Genomic DNA, 19,452 nt, shown 5'->3' on the forward strand with positions numbered 1-19,452 from the left:
AACACCGCCCCGCCGAACCACACAGGAAGGACCAGCATCATGCGCAAGTTTCTGATCGCCGGCTTGATGGCACTCACGCTCGCCCCCGCAATGGCCACCGCCCAGCCGGGCGAGCTGCGCCGCGACCGCCAGGACATCCGCGAGGAGCAGCGCGAACTCCGCCAGGCGCAGCGCTACGGCAATCCCCGCGACGTGCGCGAGCAGCGCCGCGACGTCCGCGAAGCCCGCCAGGAGTATCGCGAGGATTGGCGCCAGTATCGTCAGCAGAACCGCCGCGTCTTCACCCAGGGTCGCTACGCCGCGCCGGGCCGCAACTGGCGCTACCGCCCGGTCGCCGTGGGCTATCAGTTCCAGCCGGCATTCTACGGCCAGCGCTACGTGATCGCCGATCCGTACCGCTACCGCCTGCCGCGCGTCACCGGCGTCAACCGCTGGGTGCGCTACGGCAACGACGTCGTGTTGGTGAACACCCGCAACGGCCGCGTGGTCCAGGTCTACAACAGCTTCTTCTACTGAGGCTGACCACCAAAGACCGGACGACCCGGGGGCCACGCGCTCCCGGGTCGCTTGTCGTTGCGCCAGACTGCGCGTAGCTCCGGCCAACCCCTGCCGGAGTTTGCCGCCCATGCGCCTGTTCGCCGCCGCCTCGATCGCCCTCGCCCTGCCGCTTGCCGCGTCCGCGCAGCCGCCGGCCGCGACCGCCGCGTCGACGCCTCAGGCCGCCGCGCTGCGCAAGCTGTTCAGTGACAGCGACGAGGCGATGCTCCGCCGCAACCCGATCCAGGCGCTGTTCCGCGGCGACCTGCGCTATGCCGACCAGTTCGGCGACTACGTCACCGACGGCTACTACGCCGCCGAGAAGGCCGCCGCCGAAAGCGACCTCGCCGCGCTCAACCGCATCGACCGCAAGCTGCTCTCACCCGAGGATCAGCTGTCCTACGACGTCTTCCGCTACCAGACCGAAACGACGCTCAAGGGGTTCGCTCCCGCACTGCTGAAGGCGCAGGTCGAACGGCCGATCGACCATATGTCCGGCTTCCAGACCTTGGTCCCCGACGTCTCGTCCGGCGACGGCGCCGCGCCGTTCAAGACGGTCAAGGATTACGACGACAATCTGAAGCGCCTCGCCGGCTACATCGTCTATCTCCAGCGGGCTCAGGGCCGCATGGAACAGGGGATGGCGGACGGCATCGTCAACCCGAAACTCGTGATGCGCAACGTCGTGGCACAACTTGACGCGCTGGTCGCGCAGGGGCTCGAGGGGTCGACCTTCTACAAGCCCGTCACCAAATTCCCGGACGCGGTCCCGGCCGCCGACCGCACCCGCCTCACCGCCGCCTACGCCGCATTCATCCGCGACCGGTTGAACCCGGCGCACGTGGCGCTCCGCGACTTCATCCGCGACAAGTATCTACCGAAAGCGCGCGACAGCGTCGGCCTCGGTGAAATGCCCGGCGGCCCCGCGCTCTACACATATCTAGTGGCGCAGACCACGACGACCGACATGACCCCCGACGCGATCCACGCGCTGGGCCTGAGCGAAGTCGCGCGCATCCACACCGCGATGGAAGCGATCAAGACGCGCGTCGGCTTCAAGGGCACGTTGTCGCAGTTCTTCGAACATATGCGCACCAATCCGCGCTTCGCCCCGGCCACGCGTGAGGCGATCCGCGACGCGTTCCTGGCGATCGACACGCGCGTGAAGGCCACGGTCGGCCGCGACTTCTCGACCATCCCGAAATCGCCGCTCGATATCCGCCCCGTCCCCGCCTTCAAGGAAAAGGGCGAGGCCGCCGGCTCCTACATGCAGGGCACGCCCGACGGCACGCGTCCCGGCGTCTTCTACTACAACGCCTACGACCTACCTTCGCGCTTCACCTGGGGGTTCGAAACGCTGTTCCTGCACGAAGCGATGCCCGGCCATCATTTCCAGATCAGCCTGGCACAGGAGAACAGCGCGCTCCCCAGTTTCCAGCGGTTCGGCGGCAACACCGCCTTCGTCGAAGGCTGGGCGCTCTACGCCGAAAGCCTGGGGCCGGAACTCGGCATGTTCACCGATCCCTACCAGCTTTACGGCCATCTGAACGACGAGATCCTGCGCGCGATGCGGCTGGTCGTCGACACCGGCCTCCATTCCAAGGGCTGGAGCCGGGACAAGGCGATCGCCTACATGCTCGACAACAGCGCCATGGGCCGCACCGACGCCACCGCCGAGGTCGAACGCTACATCGCCATCGCATCGCAGGCGACCGCCTACAAGATCGGCCAGCTCACCATCCGCCGCCTCCGCACCCGCGCCGAACAGGCACTCGGCCCCAAATTCGACGTCCGCGCCTTCCACGCCCAGGTCCTGATGTCCGGCGCGCTTCCGATGGCGGTTCTGGAGTCCAAGATCGACCGCTGGATCGCTTCGCAGAAGTAAGCGCGACACGCCCGCGGCACGTCATCCCGGACTCGATCCGGATGACGTCAGCCCCGGGTGAAGTCTTCTGGTCGGTTCACGCACCAACCGTTCGTCCTGAGTAGGGGCTGAGCCTGTCGAAGACCCGTATCGAAGGACCGCGCAGCACCTGAGGCCATGCTTCGATACGGCTCCTCGATACGCACCTACAGCGCTACTCGGACCCTACTAAGCACAAACGGATCTATGGGAGGTCGTCGAGCCCAAAGCCCGAACCCCTACTTCGCCACCCGCCCAAACGGCAGTAGCTGCTTCGCCATCGCCTGCGCCGCCTTCGCATTGCCCGCCCGCACCGGCACCAGGATCGCCGTCGCGCTCCGCTGGATCACCCGGTCGAGCGCCGTCGGCGTCGCACCGCGCGTCGCCGCCTCCGCCAGCCCGCGCGCCTTCGGATCCGCCCCGTCCAGCGTCAGCCGCAGCAGCGCCGCCAGCCCCGGGAACATCGCGCGGTTGCCCGCCAGCGCCACCGACCGGTCGAGCGCAGCCAGCCCGGTTGCCTTCTTCGCGCCCAGCGCGGTGCTCGCAATGAACCCGCCCAGCGTCGTCACCGCATCGATGTTCCAGCCGGCGACCACCGCCTGCGCTTCCGGATCGCGCGGGTTCGCCGCGGCCAGTGCGTTGAACCGGTCGCGTGCTGCCACCGCATCCGCGCGGCTCTTGGTCAGCTTCGCGCGATACCCGATCGCCATCGCCTTGGTCAGCTGCGCCTCGCGGTCGCCCGGCGTGCGCGCCAGCGTGGCGTTGGCGCCCGCCTCCGCCTGCGCCACCTGCGCCAGCGCGGTCGCCTTGTCGCGCGCGTTGAAGGCGGCGTTCGTCAGGATATCACGCGGGGTGGCGGCAACCGCCGGCATTGCGATCAGCGCGACGGCGCACAGTCCGGTCATCTGCTTGATCATGGTCTCGTCTCCTTGTGGTCGGGCCGAAAGGATCGAACCTGACTTAGCGAACGCCTCGCCCGCGCCATCGGGCCCGGTCTTGCGTTGCTACGCCGCGCTACCGGAACCGGGCGTGAACGGCCGCGCCAGCGCCTCGGCGATCAGCCGCCGGCTCGGTTCCACGCCGTACAGCGCGAAGAAGCTCCCCATTCGCGGCCCCTGCTCCGCGCCCAGCAAGGTCTCGTACAGGACCTTGAACCAGTCGCGCAGCGCCTCCTTCCCGTAATGCCGCTTGCCCACGTCATAGACATGGTTCTGCAACCGCACCGCCGGATCCTCGCCACCTTCCGCCCCATCCGCAGCATCGGCGTCCGCCGCCAGCAACGCATCCAGATCGCGCAGCGCCGCCGCTTCCGCCTCGCTCGGCGCCCGCCGATTGAGCGTCCCCGCCACGAAATGCGCGGCATAGGCGATCGCATAATCGATCAACCGGTCCAGCTCCGGATGCGTCTCCGCCGACAGCGTCGGGTCATAGCGATGCAGGAACGCCCACATCGTCTCGCGCTCGCCCACACCCGGCAGGCTGGCCAGGTTCAGCAGTAGCCCGAACGTCACCGGCAACGTCCCCGTCGGCACCGCGCCGTTGTGGATGTGATGCACCGGATTGCCCAGCTTCTGCTTCAGATCCTGCGTGTGATAATTGCCGCGAAACTGCCAATATTCGTCGATTGCCCGCGGGATCAGCCCCAGGTGCAGCGACTTGGCCTTCTTCGGCTCGCGGTACGAATAGAAGGCGATGCTCTCCTCCGGCCCGTAGCTCAGCCATTCGTCCAGCCCGAGACCATTGCCCTTCGACTTGCTGATCTTCTCGCCGCGCTCGTCGAGGAACATCTCGTACGTCAGCCCCTCCGGCGGCCGCGCGCCCAGCACCCGCGCGATCTTCGACGCCTGCGTCACGCTGTCGGTCAGGTCCTTGCCCGACATCTCGTAATCGACACCCAGCTCGACCCAGCGCATCGCCCAGTCGACCTTCCACTGCAATTTCGCAGCACCGCCCAGCACCGACCGCTCGATCCGCTCGCCCGCATCCTCGAACGACACGATCCCCGCCTCGGCATCGACGACCGTCACCGGCACCTGCAACACGATCCCGCTCGTCGGGCTGATCGGCAGGATGGGCGAATAGGTCGCGGCCCGCTCGGCCCGCAAAGTCGGCAGCATCACGCCCATGATCGCGTCGTAGTTACGCAGCACGCCGCGCAAGCCCTCGTCGAACCGCCCCGACCGATACTGCTCGGTCGACGACACGAACTCGTAATCGAACCCGAACCGGTCGAGGAAGGCGCGCAGCAACGCATTGTTGTGATCCGCGAACGACTTATGGCACCCGAACGGATCGGGCACCTCCGTCAACGGCTTGCCCAGATGCTCCGCCAGCATCGCCTGGTTCGGCACATTGTCCGGCACCTTGCGCAGGCCGTCCATGTCGTCGCTGAACGCCACCAGCCGGGTCGGCGTGTCGGACAGCGCGGCGAACGCGTTGCGCACCATCGTGGTCCGCAACACCTCGTTGAACGTGCCGATATGCGGCAGGCCCGACGGGCCGTACCCCGTTTCGAACAGCACCGCGCCGGCGGGCTTGCCGTCCGGATACCGCTTCAGGATCTTGCGCGCCTCCTCGAACGGCCAGGCCTTGCTGTCCAGCGCGGCCGCGCGGAGCGTCGGATCGTTTGCCATATGTTCCCGTGTCTTCTACGTATCGAATCCGAGTCCTTAGAACATCGGGGCGCGCCGTGCGACGCGCTTGTCGTCCCACTGGCGACGCGTATGGCACGGGACCGCGACGGAGATCCGATGGCGACCGAACACCCCATCCCGCAAGAGCCCCAGATCCTGTCCGGCGACGATCGGTCGCTGCCCGCGCTGCCCATGAAACAGGCGCGGCGGATGGATCACAGCCCGGAACGCACGCTCTATGTCGCGCAGCCCGGGCTTCGCGCGCTGCCGTCCGGCACGCTGGTCATCATCGGGTTCGCCAGTCCGCAGCTGCTGTCCGTCGTCTTCCTGTTCTGGGCGATCTGGTGGCCCGCGCCCGTGACGCCCGGCGCGCTCCGTTTCGCGCTGGCCAGCACCTTTCTGCTCGGCGGGCTGTCGCTGCTCGTCCTATGGCTGCTGCTCCGCCACAACCTCGCGCTCGCCGCCGGCATCATCCGCGCGCCGTTCACGCGCGTCACGGTCACCACCCGCCGCGTCCTGTGGACCGTCCCCTGGTCGCGTCATCCGGTGATGGAGATCGGCGCACGCCGCATCGCGGGCGGCATCCTCGGCCCCACCGACAAGCGCGGCACGGGGTCTGCCGCGATGATCCTGCGCGAAAATGATCCGTCCGCCGATTTCGACGGCAACATCCACTTCGATCGGATGCCCGACGCCGCCGGCTTCGTCGCCGCGCTCGACGGTTTCCACTGACGCCGCGCCCCGGCTCCGACCTGACAGCCGGCGCCCTCCTCCCTATGTTGCAAGCATGATCCCGCCGCCGACCTTCAGCGCGCTCCACGCGACCCATGGCGGCATCTGGATCGCGGAGGCGGACGGCCGCGTCCGCACCGTGGGCCGGGGTGAGGCGATCGCCCACGCCGCCGAAACGCCCGTCGTGCTGCTCAACGCGCCGCTCGCCGCCACCCGGCTCGGCTACGGTGAACTGAGCGGGCTCGACCTGCTCGAACTCTACGCCTTCGTCCATCCCGGCCAGTTCGCCGTGCCGACCCCCGCCGGCCTCGCCCGCGCACTTGGCCTCGACCCGCCGGAAAACGAGACCGCCGCCGCCGCGTTCCTGCTCGTCGCCGCGCATGCGCTGCTCAACCAGCTCGACCGCCCCGGCTGGGCGGAACGCGAGGGGGCCTGGACGTCCGCCGCCACGCTGCAACGCCTGCGCTGGCCGTGGAGCGTCGCGGTGGTGCCGCGCATCGCCCGCCCGGACAAGGCCGAACGCTGGCTCTTCTCCCGCCTGCCCGAATGGGACGAAAGCGCGCTTCGCCCGCAACCCCGCCCGGTCGTGCTCGGCGATGTCGAAACCGTCGCCACGCTCGAACGGCTGGTCGGCGCGCAGGCCGAACCGCGGCAGGGGCAGCGCGACTATGCCGTCGCCGCCGCGCGCGCGTTCGACCCGCGCGTGATGGACGATCGCCCCCACGTCCTGCTGGCGGAGGCCGGCACCGGCATCGGCAAGACGCTCGGCTATCTCGCCCCCGCCGCGCTCTACGCCGCGCGCGCTGACGGCCCGGTATGGATCAGCACCTACACCAAGACGCTGCAACGCCAGCTCGACCGCGAAACAGGGCGCATTTTCGCCGATCCCGCCGAACGCCGCGAAAAGGTCGTGGTGCGCAAGGGCCGCGAAAACTATCTCTGCCTGCTCAATCTGGAGGACGCGTTGCAGGGCGGGTTCCAGGGCCGCGCCGCCATCCTCGCGCACCTCGTCGCACGCTGGGCCGCCTACAGCCGCGACGGCGACATGGTCGGCGGCGACCTGCCCGGCTGGCTGCCCACGCTGTTCCGCAAGGCAGGGTCGACCGCGCTCACCGACCGCCGCGGCGAATGTGTCTATGCCGGCTGCCCGCACTACCGGCGCTGCTTCATCGAACGCGCCGCGCGCGCCAGCGAGGGCGCCGACATCGTCATCGCCAACCACGCGCTCGTCATGATCCTGGCGCAGCGTCGCCGCGACGAGGGCCGTCCGCTCGCCCGCATCGTATTCGACGAGGGGCATCATCTGTTCGACGCCGCCGACTCGACCTTCGCCGCCGCGCTGACGGGGCAGGAGGCGATCGAGCTGCGCCGCTGGATCATGGGCCCCGAAAAACACGCGCGCGGTCGCCGCCGCGGGCTGTCCGCGCGGCTGTCCGACGTCGGCTCCTATGACGAGGCGGGTGGCCTCGCGATCGAGGATGCGGTCCAGGCGGCCGGCGCGTTGCCCGCCGACAACTGGCTCGCCCGCATGGCCGACGGCCTGCCGCTCGGCCCGATCGAAACGCTGCTCGCGCGCGTCCGCGACACGGTGTTCGCCCGCGCGCGCGCCGCCGACGCCGGCTACGGGATCGAGACCGAGGCCGCCGAACTGGACGGTCCGCTGGTCGAGGCCGCCCCCCCCGCGGTGCAGGCGCTCGACGCACTCGTCGGCCCGATGCTCCGCCTCCGCCAGCGGCTCGAGGCTGTGCTGGAGGACGGCCCTGACTGGCTGGACGCCGCCGCCCGCGCGCGGATCGAGGGCGCGATCGGCGGGCTGACGTTGCGCAGCCGGATGCTCGGCGGCTGGATCGCGCTGCTCGGGCGGCTCGGCGGGCCGGTCGATCCCGATTTCGTCGACTGGCTGGCGGTCGACCGGGTCGAGGGTCGCGAATTCGACATCGGGCTCCACCGCCACTGGCTCGATCCGTCCAAACCGCTCGCCGAAACCGTGCTGAAGGCCGCGCACGGCGTCATCGTCACCTCCGCCACGCTGCGCGGCGGGTCCGACTGGGCCACGGCCGACGCCGCGGTCGGCACCGCGCATATCTCCGTCGAACCGCGTCGTTTCGCCGTCGCCAGCCCGTTCGACTATGCCAACCGCTCCGAAGTGCTGGTCGTCACCGACGTGAAACGCGGCGATCTGGCGCAACTGGCCGGCGCCTACGCCCGGCTGATCGAGGCGGCTGGCGGCGGCACGCTCGGCCTGTTCACCGCGGTCGCCCGGCTGAAGGTCGTGACCGCGCGGATCGCCGACCGCCTCGCCCGCGCCGGCCTGCCGCTCTATGCGCAGCATGTCGATACGATCGACACCGGCACGCTCGTCGATATCTTCCGCGACGATCCGCGCGCCTCGCTGCTCGGCACCGATGCGCTCCGCGACGGCGTCGATGTCCCCGGCGAATCGCTCCGGCTGGTGGTGATGGAGGGCGTCCCCTGGCCGCGCCCCACCGTGCTGCACAGCGCGCGCCGCGCGGCCGGCGGCGGCTCCGCGCATGACGACCGCGTCGTGCGCGCGCGGCTGGCGCAGGCGTTCGGACGGCTGATCCGCCGGGCGGACGATCGCGGGCTATTCGTACTCCTGTCCGCCGCGATGCCGTCGCGCCTGCTCGACGCGTTCCCGCCCGGTGTCGCCGTAACGCGCCTCACGCTCGACGAAGCGGTGGCGCGCGTCGCATCGCGCCTTTCCCTCGACGCGAAACCGGGGCATCAGTCCGCCACCATCGACGCGCCGGGGAGCCTATGAAGACCTTGATCCTGCTCCGCCACGCGAAATCCGGCTGGGACGACAGCGTCGCCCGCGATTTCGATCGTCCCCTGAACCCGAAGGGCAAGCGCGCCGGCCGCACCGTCGGTCAGCATATGCGTACGCAGGGCCTGCGGTTCGACGCCGCCGTCGCCTCCCCCGCGGTCCGCGTCGTCGAAACGCTGGCGCAGGTCGCGGACGGCTACGGCCACGCGATCGACCCGGCCTGGGACCGCCGGATCTACCTCGCTTCCGCCTCAACGCTGCTCGACGTCGTGCAGGATGCGGACGACAGCGCCGAGTCGCTCTTGCTTGCCGGCCACAATCCGGGGCTGGAGGATCTCGTCCTGCTGCTCGTCCCCGATCGTACCGACGACGCCGAACGCGACAAGGTGGAGGAGAAATTCCCGACCGCCAGCCTCGCCGTCCTGCGCTTCGACGCCGATCACTGGTTCGACATCTCCGAAGGCAGCGGCACCCTCACCCGCTTCGTCCGCCCCCGCGACCTCGATGCGACATTGGGCCCGGACGCGTAACCAAACTCCCTCCCCCCACCCGGGGGGAGGGCCGGGGTGGGGGGATTTTCTAGGTGAAACGCCGGTAGGAAACCGCGGCAGGATCTCACTCCCAGCCCAGCTTCCACTGTTTGAAACGCAAATCCGAAGATCCGTTCGTGCTGAGTAGAGACCGAGTAGCGCCAACGGCGCGTACCGAGGGCTCGTATCGAAGCGTCAGTCCCGACCCATCCTTCGATACGGGTCTTCGACAGGCTCAGCCCCTACTCAGGACAAACGGTTAGTCGCGGAAAGGGAGGAAGCCCCCCTCACTCCTCAACGCCTCAAGCCGCCAGCGGAAACCGCAGCATCCGGTCCGCCACCGGCACCAGCGCCTGCCCCGGCCCCCCCAGCGCCCGCCCGATCTCGGGATGATCCGCATCCAGCCCGCCGGTCAGCGCACCGAACGCCGGCAGGATCAGCTTGTTCTCCGTCGCCACGAAGCAGCGTCGCGCGATCCGCCGCCCGCGCACCGTGATGCGCAGCTTGGGGTGGAAATGCCCGGACAGCTCCGGCCGGGTCTCGCGCGGGTCCGCCTCGTGGCGCAGGACCAGCCCGTCGACCGTCATCTCGTCCACCACCGTGCCGCCGCAATGGTCGGCGATCAGTGGATCGTGGTTCCCCGTGATCCACACCCAGCGCGTGCGTTCGGTCAGGCCGCGCAACATCGCTTGCGCCTGCGCCGGCAACCGCTCGCAGCCCTGTACGTCGTGGAAACTGTCGCCCAGGCACCAGATCTCCGCCGCCTCGGTCGCTGCGACCAGCGCGGTCAGGTCGGCCAGCGTCGCGATCGAGTCATAGGGCGGCAGCAACTGCCCGAACCGCGCGAACCAGCTCGCCTTTTCGAAATGCAGATCGGCCACCAGCAGCGCCTTGCGCGTGGGCCAGAACAGCGCCCCCTGGGGCAAGGCCATCAGCTCGTGGCCACAGAACGAAAAGGGAACCATATCTCCCGGCCTATAGGTCCGCCGGGCCGGGGATCACAAGCGCAATCAGATCGCCCGATCAGGCGGCGCTCTTCTCGCCGTCCGTCGCGGTGTCGGCCTTGGCGCTCACGTCGTTCGCGACTTCGCCCGCCGCCTTGGCCAGCGCCTTGCCGCCATAGATGAAGCCGTAGACCGGATACGCCTTGATCCCGATCGACTTGATCGGCGCGTACCACACCTTCACCTGGCTCCAGTCGTTGGCCGGCGACGCGTCGATCACCGTCACGTCGTTCTCGACCTGCCCACGGTGCCCGTTGATCAGCGACCAGTTGGCGTGCGTCACCTTGATGATGCGGTCGCTGACGATCTTGCTGACGGTGGCGACATGGCCGACCCGCATCGCGCCGGTCGCCTTGAACACCAGCACCGCGCCCGGCTTCGGCGCCGTCCCGCGATCATATTTGCCGACCGCCTGGTTCCACCAGGTGAACGCGTTGCCGAACAGCTTCACGCCCGAGATCATCCGCGCGAACGGAACGCACTGCCAACCGAAGCTCTTGGCCTCCGCGGCGGCCGGGGTCATCGCAAAAAAGATGAGAGCGAGGAAACCGACTGCGTTCTTGGTGGTTGTGGTCATGTCGCGTCCCGCCCCGTTGTTGACACTCGGGTATGTCGGACCCCTTGACCGCGCCAGCGCCAGGCGGCGGGCCGTCCCGCGCTTGCGCCCAGTTGAACGCACAATTTACAACAATTTCAGTTCATCGACGAGGCCCCTCGCTTCGTCGTTCGGTCTCATGGCGCGACCGATTCGTTAACCTGTGTTTGCATAGTCCGCGCCGCGTCGGACCGGTCCGGACGGCAGCGCTACCTTGGCCCGGCGCACCCCCGTAACAACCGCTGCTTGATCCCGCCCCTCCCCCGCGACTACGGGTTCCGGGACGATTCCCGCCCGACATGGCGGCGACAAGGGGCGACGCGTGGACGACATCGATCATCAGAAGGCAGACTGGCTGGCCCAGATCGCCGACGCCGACGCCCCCGCGCTGGAGGCGATCCGCGTCGCCGCGCTCGGCAAAAGCGGCAGCATCACCGCGCTGCTGAAGACGATGGGCAAGCTCACCCCCGACGAACGGCTCGTCCAGGGCCCCGCGATCCACGGCCTGCGCGAGGCAGTGACCGCCGCGATCGCCGACCGCAAGGCGCTGCTCGACACGCAGGCGCTCGACGCCCGGCTCGCCACCGAACGGCTCGACCTCACGCTGCCCGTCGCGCTCCCCCCGGCCGGCTCGGTCCACCCGGTGGCTCAGGTCATGGACGAACTGGCCGAGATCTTCGCCGACCTCGGCTTCGCGGTCGCCACCGGCCCCGAGATCGAGGACGACTGGCACAACTTCACCGCGCTCAACATTCCCGAGACGCACCCCGCGCGGGCGATGCACGACACCTTCTATGTGGAACGGGTCAACGAGCATAAGGAAGCTAGCGCCGGGCAAAGCCCGTCGTCGGTCGACGCGGACTCCGCGCCGCCGGCCGGATCCGCAAGCGCGCCCGCGGGTCCGCGCATGCTTCTCAGGACACACACGTCCCCCGTCCAGATCCGCACGATGCTTTCGCAGCAGCCGCCGATCCGCATCATCGCCCCCGGCCGCACCTACCGGTCGGACAGCGACGCCACCCACACGCCGATGTTCCATCAGGTCGAAGGGCTCGTCATCGATCGCGGCATCACGATGGGCCACCTGAAATGGACGCTCGAAACCTTCGTAAAGGCCTATTTCGAGCGCGACGACATCGTCCTGCGCCTGCGTCCGAGCTATTTCCCCTTCACCGAACCCTCGGCGGAGGTCGACGTCGGCTTCACCTGGGAAAAGGGCCGCCGCGTGATCGGCGGCGGCGGTGATGCGGCCGGCGGCGGCTGGATGGAGATCCTCGGCTCCGGCATGGTCCATCCGAAGGTCATCGCCGCCTGCGGGCTCGATCCGGCGGAGTGGCAGGGCTTCGCCTTTGGCTGCGGCATCGATCGGCTCGCCATGCTGAAATACGGGATGGACGATCTGCGCCCGTTCTTCGACGGCGACCTGCGCTGGCTCAGGCATTATGGTTTCGCGGCGCTCGACATGCCGACGCTGTCCGGGGGGATTTCGGCATGAAGTTCACATTGTCCTGGCTCAAGGACCATCTCGAAACCGACGCCACCGTCGAACAGGTCGCCGAACGGCTGACCCAGATCGGGCTGGAGGTGGAGGGGATCGACGATCCCGCCGCGCGCATCGCGCCGTTCGTCGTCGCGCGCGTCCTCACCGCCGCCCCGCATCCGCAGGCCGACAAGCTGCAGATCCTGTCGGTCGACGCCGGCGGCCCCGAACCGCTCCAGGTCGTGTGCGGCGCCCCCAATGCGCGCGCCGGCCTGATCGGCGTGTTCGGCGCACCCGGCACCTATGTGCCCGGCCTCGACGTGACGCTGAAGGTCGCGGCGATCCGCGGCGTCGAATCACGCGGCATGATGTGTTCGGCACGCGAACTGCTGCTGTCCGACGCGCATGACGGCATCCTCGAACTGGCCGACGACGCGCCGGTCGGCACCTCCTACGCCGACTATGCGCAGCTCAGCGATCCGGTGATCGACGTCGCGATCACGCCGAACCGCCAGGATTGCATGGGCGTCCGCGGGATCGCGCGCGATCTCGCCGCCGCCGGGCTCGGCACGCTGAAATCGCTGGTCGTGCCCACGATCAAACCCGCCTTCCCCTGCCCCATTGCGATCCGCACGGACGATCCGGACGGCTGCCCCGCGCTCTACGGCCGCGTGGTCCGCGGCGTCGCGAACGGTGCCGCGCCCGACTGGATGGCCCGCCGGCTGACTGCGGTGGGGCAGCGCCCGATCTCCGCGCTGGTCGACATCACCAACTATGTCATGCTCGATCATGGCCGCCCGCTCCACGTCTACGATCTGGCGAAGCTCCAGGGCGGGCTCGTCGCGCGCAAGGCCGTGGCCGGCGAAACGCTGACCGCGCTCAACGGCCGCGACTATGCGCTCACCCCGGCGATGACCGTCATCGCGGACGACACGACCGTCCACGACATCGGCGGCATCATGGGCGGGATGCACTCCGGCGTCTCGGCGGACACGACCGACATCGTCGTCGAATGCGCCTTCTTCGAACCGACCACGATCGCCCGCACCGGCCAGGCGCTGGCGCTCACCAGCGACGCGCGCACCCGCTTCGAACGCGGCGTCGATCCGCAGTTCCTCGACGACGGCCTCGCCATCGCCACCGACCTGATCCGCCAGATCTGCGGAGGCGATGCGTCCGACGTCGTCAAGGCCGGCACCCCGCCGGAGGGGGTCAGCGTGATCGCGCATGATCCGACGCTCTGCCTGCGCCTCGCCGGCATGGCCGTGCCCGCCGATCGCCAGCGCCGCATCCTGACCGCGCTCGGCTTCGGCGTCGATGCCGGCTGGAACGTCCGTGTCCCCAGCTGGCGGCGTGACGTCGACGGCCCGGCCGACCTGGTCGAGGAAGTCGTGCGGATCGAGGGGCTCGACGCGCTCGTCTCCACCCCCCTGCCGCGGTTCGAGGGCGTCGCCCGCCCCACCGCCACCCCGGCCCAGCTGCTCGAACGGCGCGTCCGCCGCGCCGCCGCCGCCCGCGGCCTGTCCGAAGCGGTCACCTGGAGCTTCATCGCGCAGGCCGAGGCCGACGCGTTCGGCGGCGGCGCCTGGGCACTGACCAACCCGATCAGCGAGGCGCTCAAGATCATGCGCCCCTCGCTGCTTCCCGGCCTGCTGTCCGCCGCGAAGCGCAACGCCGATCGCGCCGCTGCGACGATCCGGCTGTTCGAGGTCGGCCGCCGCTACCTGGCGGACGGCGAGCGCGCGACGCTCGGCTTCGTTCTAATGGGCGACCGCGCCCGCCGCGACTGGCGTGACGGCAAGCCCGCTACGTTCGATGCCTACGACGCGAAGGCGGAGGCGCTCGCCCTCCTCGCCGCCGCCGGCGTGCCGGTCGATCGGGTCCAGGTGATGGCCGCGGTCTCGCCGGTCTACCACCCCGGCCGCTCCGCCACGCTCCGGCTCGGCCCCAAGACGATCCTCGCGGAATTCGGCGAACTCCACCCCGCCACCGCCCGCGCGATGGGCCTCGACGGCAGCGCGGTCGCGGGCGAAATCTACCTCGACGCGATCCCGCAGAAGCGCGGCACCGGCCCCGTCCGCCCCGGCTTCGCGCCCCCCGCGCTCCAGCCGGTCCGCCGCGACTTCGCCTTCGTCGTCGCCCCGACGCTCGTCGCCGACGACCTCGTCCGCGCGGTGCGCAGCGCAGACAAGACCGCCATCGTCGACGCCCGCATCTTCGACCGCTTCGTCCTCCCCGACGGAGACCTGTCCGTGGCCGTCGAAGTCACGCTGCAACCGACCGACAAGAGCTTCACCGACGCAGAGCTGACCGCGATCGCCGACAAGGTGGTCGCGGCCGCAACGAAGGTCGGCGCCCGCCTGCGCTAAGCTTCACCCAAGGCGCAACAGGCCCCCTCTCCCCTCCGGGGAGAGGGCTGGGGAGAGGGGCAGTGGCTTGAGAAAACAGCCAGCCCAAACACCACCTCACCGCCGCAACAAAAACACCGCATGCTCCGCAAGCAAGTTCGCCTGCACCGCCGAACACCGCCGCGACCCGGCCAGAAACCAGGCCTCCTCCACGACAATCCCCCGCGCCGCCACGAACGCCCGGAAATCGTCGATCGTCAGGTGGTGGATATCCTGCGTCTCGTACCAGCTGACCGGCAGCGCTGCCGTCACCGGCATCCGCCCGCCCCACATCAGCGACCATCGCACGCGCCAGTAGGCGAAATTCGGAAACGACACGAACGCCGTCCGCCCGATGCGCAGCAGCTCGTCCAGCACGCGGTCCGGCCGCCGCGCTGTCTGCAACGTCTGGCTCAGGATCGCATGGTCGAAACTGGCGTCGGGATAGGCCGACAGGTCGGTATCGGCATCGCCCTGCACCACCGACAGCCCGCGCGCGACCGCGGCCGACACATTCGCCCCGTCGATCTCGATCCCGCGCGCATCGGCCCCCTGCCGGTCGCGCAACACCGCCATCAACTCGCCCCCGCCGCACCCGATATCGAGCACCCGCGCGCCCCGCGCAACATTGTCGGCGATGATCGCCAGGTCGGGCCGCAGCAGGCTCACGCCGCAACCGCCCGCAAAAACCCGTCGACGACACGGTTCAGCTCCGGCACGTCCAGCAGGAACGCGTCGTGCCCGAACGGCGACGACAGCTCGACAAAACTCGCCGCCGCCCCCGCCGCGTTCAGCGCATGGACGATCGCCCGGCTTTCCGACGTCGGATACAACCAGTCGCTGTCGAAACTCACCAGGCAGAACCGCGTCGCCGACCCCGCGAACGCATTGGCGAGCCGCCCGCCATGCTCCTCCGCCAGATCGAAATAATCCATCGCGCGGGTGATATAGAGGTAGCTGTTGGCGTCGAACCGGTCGGTGAAACTGATCCCCTGGTGCCGCAGATAGCTCTCCACCTGGAAATCCGCGTCGAACCCGAAACTCTTGGTTTCGCGCGCCTGCAACCGCCGCCCGAACTTCTCCGTCAGCCCGGCCTCGGACAGATAGGTGATGTGCGCCGCCATCCGCGCCACCGCCAGCCCGGCGGTCGGCGGCACATCGCCCGGCCCGTAATACTCGCCCTCGCGCCAGTTCGGATCGGCCATGATCGCCTGCCGCCCGACTTCGTGAAACGCGATATTCTGCGCGCTATGGCGCGCCGCTGACGCGATCACCACAGCGGACCGCACCCGATCCGGATAGGTCGCCGCCCATTCCAGCACCTGCATCCCGCCCATCGACCCGCCGACCACCGCCAGCAGCACACGCACGCCAAGATGATCCATCAGCAACGCCTGCGCCCGCGCCATGTCTCGCAGCGTGATGACCGGAAACCGCATCGCGTAAGGGCGGCCCGTCGCCGGATCGACGCTCGCCGGCCCGGACGATCCCATGCAAGACCCCAGCACATTGGCGCACACGATGAAATGCCGCGCCGGATCGACCGGCTGCCCCGGCCCCACCATTCGCGTCCACCAGCCGGGCTTCCCCGTCCGCGGATGATCCGACGCGACATGATGATCACCGGTCAGCGCATGGCAGATCAGCACCGCGTTCGACCGCTCGGCGTTCAGCGTGCCATAGGTCTCATAGGCGATATCGACCGCAGCCAGCACCGCACCCCCGTCCAACGCGAACGGCCCGGGCAGCGTCACGACGCGCGAAAGGCCGAAACGGGCATCCTCGGACATGCCCAGCGCGCTAGGGGTGCCAAGGAAAGCTGTCAATCACTCCCTCCCCCACCGGGGGGAGGGAGTGATTGACCCGCGCCACACCAAACGCACGCCTTCGAACCTCCCACCCCACCGACGCCCCCGATCAGCGAAGCGCTAATTTGCCCGCCCCCTCCATCTTCGACATGACGAGCCTTCCCCAATCCGCTATCGCCCCCGGCATGACAGCACCTGCTCCAAAGCCCTGGATCGACGCGATCGCGCCCTATCTGCCGGGCCGCACCACCACCGACAGCGGCGTCCGCGCGACCAAATTGTCGTCGAACGAGAACCCGTTCGGCACCGGCGCGCCGGCCCGCGCCGCCTATGCCGCAGAGGCAGGGACGCTCGACCGCTACCCCGATCCCGGCGCGACGCTCCTCCGCGAAGCACTCGCCGCCAAATACGGCCTCGACCCCACACGCGTGATCTACGGCACCGGATCGGACGAGATCCTGCATCTCGCCGCGGGTGCCTTCGCCGGCGTCGGCGACGAAGTCCTGCAGGTCCGCTACGGCTTCTCGGTCTACGAAATCGCCGCCCGCCGCGTCGGCGCGACTTTGGTCGTGGCCCCGGACAAGGACTACGCCACGGACATCGATGCGCTGCTCGCTGCGGTCACGCCAAAGACCCGCGTCGTGTTCGTCGCCAATCCGAACAACCCGACCGGCACCTACAGCAACCGCAGCGACATCGCCCGCCTCCACGCCGGACTGCCCGCCGACTGCCTGCTCGTCATCGATCAGGCCTATGCCGAATATCTCGCACCCGGCGCCGACGACGGCGCGCTCGAACTCGCGCGCGGCGCACAGAACGTGCTCGTCACGCGCACCTTCTCCAAGATCCACGGCCTCGCGGCAGAGCGGATCGGCTGGGGCTACGGCTCCGCCCCCGTCATCACCGCGTTGCACAAGATCCGTGCGCCGTTCAACGTCACCACCGCGGGTCAGGCGGCGGCCGTCGCGGCACTCGGCGACGACGCGTTCGTCGACCGCAGCCGCGACCACAACGCCACCTGGCGCGCCTGGTTCGCCACCACGATGAACGCGATCGACGGCCTGCGCGCCGTGCCGAGCGAGGCGAACTTCTCGCTGATCCTGTTCGAGGGCCGGCTGACCGCGCAGGCCGCGTTCGAAGGGCTGATGGAGCGCGGATACATCGTCCGCTGGCTGCCGGGGCAGGGCCTGCCCCACGCGCTGCGCATCACGATCGGGACGGAGGAGGAGACGCGCGGGGTCGCCGCGGCGATCGCGGACATGGCCGCCGCCGCCTGATGCTCCCCTTCTCGCGCGTCACCGTCATCGGCCTCGGGCTGATCGGCTCGTCGGTCGCGCGCGCGATCCGGGCCTCGCTGCCCACGGTACGCGTCACCGGCCATGATGCCGACCCCGCCGTCCGCGCCCGCTCGCGCGACCTCGGCTTCGCGCACGACATCACCGACCAGGCCGGCACCGCGGTGCTCGACGCCGACCTCGTGCTGCTCTGCGTCCCCGTCGGCGCGATCGGGGCTGCGGCCGCGGACATCGCCGCGGACCTGCCCGCCGACGCGATTGTCAGCGACGTCGGCGGATCGAAGGTCAGCGTCGCCGCCGCGCTCCGTGCCGCGCTCCCGCACGCGATCATCGTCCCCGGCCATCCGGTCGCGGGCACCGAGAACAGCGGCCCGGACGCCGGCTTCGCGACGCTGTTCGCCGGTCGCTGGTGCATCCTGACGCCCGATGCCGATACGCCCCCGGTCGCGACGGCACGCGTCCGCGCCTTCTGGGAATCGCTCGGCGCGCAGGTCGAGGAGATGACCGCGCACCACCACGACCTGGTCCTCGCGGTGACCAGCCACGTCCCCCACCTCATCGCCTACAGCATCGTCGGCACCGCGTCGGACCTCGAACAGGTGACCGAGAGCGAGGTCATCAAATATTCCGCCGGCGGCTTCCGCGATTTCACCCGCATCGCCGCGTCGGACCCCACCATGTGGCGCGACGTGTTTTTGAACAACCGGGAGGCGGTGCTGGAGATCCTGCAACGCCTGACCGAAGACGTCACGATGCTGCAACGCGCGATCCGCTGGGGCGACGGCGACACGCTGTTCGACCTCTTCTCCCGCACCCGCGCCATCCGCCGCGGCATCCTCGAACAGGGCCAGGACGACCCGCGCGCGGACTTCGGCCGGGCGCACTGAGACCCGTTTGGTTCGGAAACCTCAGGCGAACGCCACCACCGTCGAACGCTGCTCGCCCAGCCCGGTCGCGCCCAGCCGCAACGTATCGCCCGGTTCCAGGAAGATCTTATGCGGCTTCTGCCCCTCGCCCACGCCCGGCGGCGTGCCGGTGATCAGCAGGTCCCCCGGGTTCAGCGTGATGAACCGGCTGACATAGGCGATGCACTGCGCGACCGAGAAGATCATCCTCGCGCTGTTCCCCGTCTGCCGCCGGATCCCGTTCACGTCGAGGAACAGGTCGAGCGCCTGCACGTCGCCCACCTCGTCCGGCGTCACCAGCCACGGGCCCGTCGGGCCGAACGTGTCGCACCCCTTGCCCTTGTCCCACTGCGTCCCGCGTTCCTTCTGGAAACCGCGTTCCGACACGTCGTTGACCAGCACATAGCCCGCGACATGCGCCAGCGCGTCGGCCTCCTCGACATAGCGGCAGGTCGTGCCGATCACGGCGCCCAGCTCGACCTCCCAGTCCAGCTTCGTCGCATCGCGCGGCTTCATCACCGGGTCGTTCGGCCCGGTCAGGCAGGAGATCGCCTTGGTGAAGAAGATCGGCTCGGTCGGCACCGGCAACCCGGCCTCCGCGGCATGATCGGCATAGTTCAGCCCGACGGCCAGGAACTTGCCGATCCCCGCCACCGGCACGCCGTAACGCGGATCGCCCTCGACCAGCGGCAGCGACGCCGGATCGATCGCCCGCAACCGCGCGATCGCATCGGGCGTCACCGTCGCCGGCGTGACGTCCGAGATCACGCCCGACAGGTCGCGGATGCGCCCGTCCGCGTCCAGCATCCCGGGCTTTTCCTGGCCCACCGGGCCGTAGCGGAGGAGTTTCATGGG

At 69.4% G+C, this 19,452-nt stretch carries 16 protein-coding genes; 9 read left to right on the forward strand and 7 right to left on the reverse strand.

Annotation, left to right across the window (positions count from 1 at the left end; all coding sequences use genetic code 11):
* Nucleotides 1-39: 39 nt before the first annotated feature.
* Both IEX50_RS09215 and IEX50_RS09220 read left to right on the forward strand, forming a co-directional pair.
* Entirely contained in the window at nt 40-516 is a 477-nt protein-coding gene (locus IEX50_RS09215) for an RcnB family protein (protein WP_157176759.1), read from the forward strand.
* Between the two features lie 109 nt (nt 517-625).
* Nucleotides 626-2,422: a DUF885 domain-containing protein gene (locus IEX50_RS09220; RefSeq protein ID WP_157176758.1), complete on the forward strand. Its 1,797-nt coding sequence runs from the start codon at nt 626-628 to the stop codon at nt 2,420-2,422.
* Between the two features lie 257 nt (nt 2,423-2,679).
* On the opposite strand, the gene IEX50_RS09225 is transcribed toward IEX50_RS09220, so the two are convergent.
* Complete coding sequence (locus IEX50_RS09225; protein WP_157176757.1) at nt 2,680-3,357, reverse strand: hypothetical protein; 678 nt, start codon at nt 3,355-3,357, stop codon at nt 2,680-2,682.
* Nucleotides 3,358-3,444: 87 nt separating this feature from the next.
* Nucleotides 3,445-5,073 carry a lysine--tRNA ligase gene (locus IEX50_RS09230; protein ID WP_157176756.1) on the reverse strand — a complete coding sequence of 543 codons (1,629 nt, stop codon included), beginning with the start codon at nt 5,071-5,073 and terminating at the stop codon, nt 3,445-3,447.
* A 117-nt stretch (nt 5,074-5,190) separates the two neighbouring features.
* Between IEX50_RS09230 and IEX50_RS09235 the strand changes: the two genes are divergently transcribed.
* Genes IEX50_RS09235 through IEX50_RS09245 form a run of 3 tightly spaced genes read left to right on the forward strand, consistent with a single transcriptional unit; the run spans nt 5,191 to nt 9,123 of the window.
* Nucleotides 5,191-5,805 (forward strand): hypothetical protein, encoded by a 615-nt coding sequence (locus IEX50_RS09235; RefSeq protein ID WP_229673849.1) that lies wholly within the window; start codon nt 5,191-5,193, stop codon nt 5,803-5,805.
* A 55-nt stretch (nt 5,806-5,860) separates the two neighbouring features.
* Nucleotides 5,861-8,587 carry an ATP-dependent DNA helicase gene (locus IEX50_RS09240; RefSeq protein WP_157176755.1) on the forward strand — a complete coding sequence of 909 codons (2,727 nt, stop codon included), beginning with the start codon at nt 5,861-5,863 and terminating at the stop codon, nt 8,585-8,587.
* Nucleotides 8,584-9,123, forward strand: a complete 540-nt coding sequence (locus IEX50_RS09245; RefSeq protein ID WP_157176754.1) for a SixA phosphatase family protein — start codon at nt 8,584-8,586, stop codon at nt 9,121-9,123. Before IEX50_RS09240 ends, IEX50_RS09245 begins: the two co-directional genes overlap by 4 nt.
* Before the next feature lie 302 nt (nt 9,124-9,425).
* On the opposite strand, the gene pdeM is transcribed toward IEX50_RS09245, so the two are convergent.
* Together pdeM and IEX50_RS09255 are read right to left on the reverse strand one after the other, a co-directional pair.
* Nucleotides 9,426-10,088 carry a ligase-associated DNA damage response endonuclease PdeM gene (gene pdeM / locus IEX50_RS09250; RefSeq protein ID WP_157176753.1) on the reverse strand — a complete coding sequence of 221 codons (663 nt, stop codon included), beginning with the start codon at nt 10,086-10,088 and terminating at the stop codon, nt 9,426-9,428.
* A gap of 58 nt (nt 10,089-10,146) precedes the next feature.
* A complete protein-coding gene (locus IEX50_RS09255; RefSeq protein WP_157176752.1) occupies nt 10,147-10,704 on the reverse strand; it encodes a CHAP domain-containing protein in 558 nt (185 codons plus the stop codon).
* A gap of 340 nt (nt 10,705-11,044) precedes the next feature.
* On the opposite strand from IEX50_RS09255, the gene pheS reads away from it, so the two are divergent.
* Together pheS and pheT are read left to right on the forward strand one after the other, a co-directional pair.
* Nucleotides 11,045-12,217, forward strand: coding sequence for a phenylalanine--tRNA ligase subunit alpha (pheS, locus tag IEX50_RS09260; RefSeq protein ID WP_157176751.1), 1,173 nt, complete (start codon nt 11,045-11,047; stop codon nt 12,215-12,217).
* On the forward strand, nt 12,214-14,571 hold the full coding sequence (gene pheT, locus IEX50_RS09265; RefSeq protein WP_157176750.1) for a phenylalanine--tRNA ligase subunit beta: 2,358 nt from the start codon (nt 12,214-12,216) through the stop codon (nt 14,569-14,571). The genes pheS and pheT overlap by 4 nt, the downstream gene beginning before the upstream one ends.
* A gap of 96 nt (nt 14,572-14,667) precedes the next feature.
* Here pheT and metW read toward each other — a convergent pair whose 3' ends face one another.
* Nucleotides 14,668-15,258 (reverse strand): methionine biosynthesis protein MetW, encoded by a 591-nt coding sequence (gene metW, locus IEX50_RS09270; protein ID WP_157176749.1) that lies wholly within the window; start codon nt 15,256-15,258, stop codon nt 14,668-14,670.
* Nucleotides 15,255-16,379, reverse strand: a complete 1,125-nt coding sequence (gene metX, locus IEX50_RS09275; protein ID WP_157176855.1) for a homoserine O-acetyltransferase MetX — start codon at nt 16,377-16,379, stop codon at nt 15,255-15,257. Before metX ends, metW begins: the two co-directional genes overlap by 4 nt.
* Nucleotides 16,380-16,582: 203 nt before the next feature.
* Here metX and hisC point away from each other — a divergent pair, with 203 nt between their 5' ends.
* Nucleotides 16,583-17,674: a histidinol-phosphate transaminase gene (gene hisC / locus IEX50_RS09280; protein ID WP_157176748.1), complete on the forward strand. Its 1,092-nt coding sequence runs from the start codon at nt 16,583-16,585 to the stop codon at nt 17,672-17,674.
* Entirely contained in the window at nt 17,674-18,579 is a 906-nt protein-coding gene (locus IEX50_RS09285; RefSeq protein WP_157176747.1) for a prephenate/arogenate dehydrogenase family protein, read from the forward strand. Before hisC ends, IEX50_RS09285 begins: the two co-directional genes overlap by 1 nt.
* Before the next feature lie 21 nt (nt 18,580-18,600).
* Here the strand turns inward: IEX50_RS09285 and IEX50_RS09290 are convergent, their stop codons facing one another.
* Entirely contained in the window at nt 18,601-19,449 is an 849-nt protein-coding gene (locus IEX50_RS09290) for a 2,4-didehydro-3-deoxy-L-rhamnonate hydrolase (RefSeq protein ID WP_157176746.1), read from the reverse strand.
* Nucleotides 19,450-19,452: the final 3 nt, after the last annotated feature.

Source organism: Sphingomonas prati, assembly GCF_014643515.1.
Classification (GTDB): domain Bacteria; phylum Pseudomonadota; class Alphaproteobacteria; order Sphingomonadales; family Sphingomonadaceae; genus Sphingomonas_R; species Sphingomonas_R prati.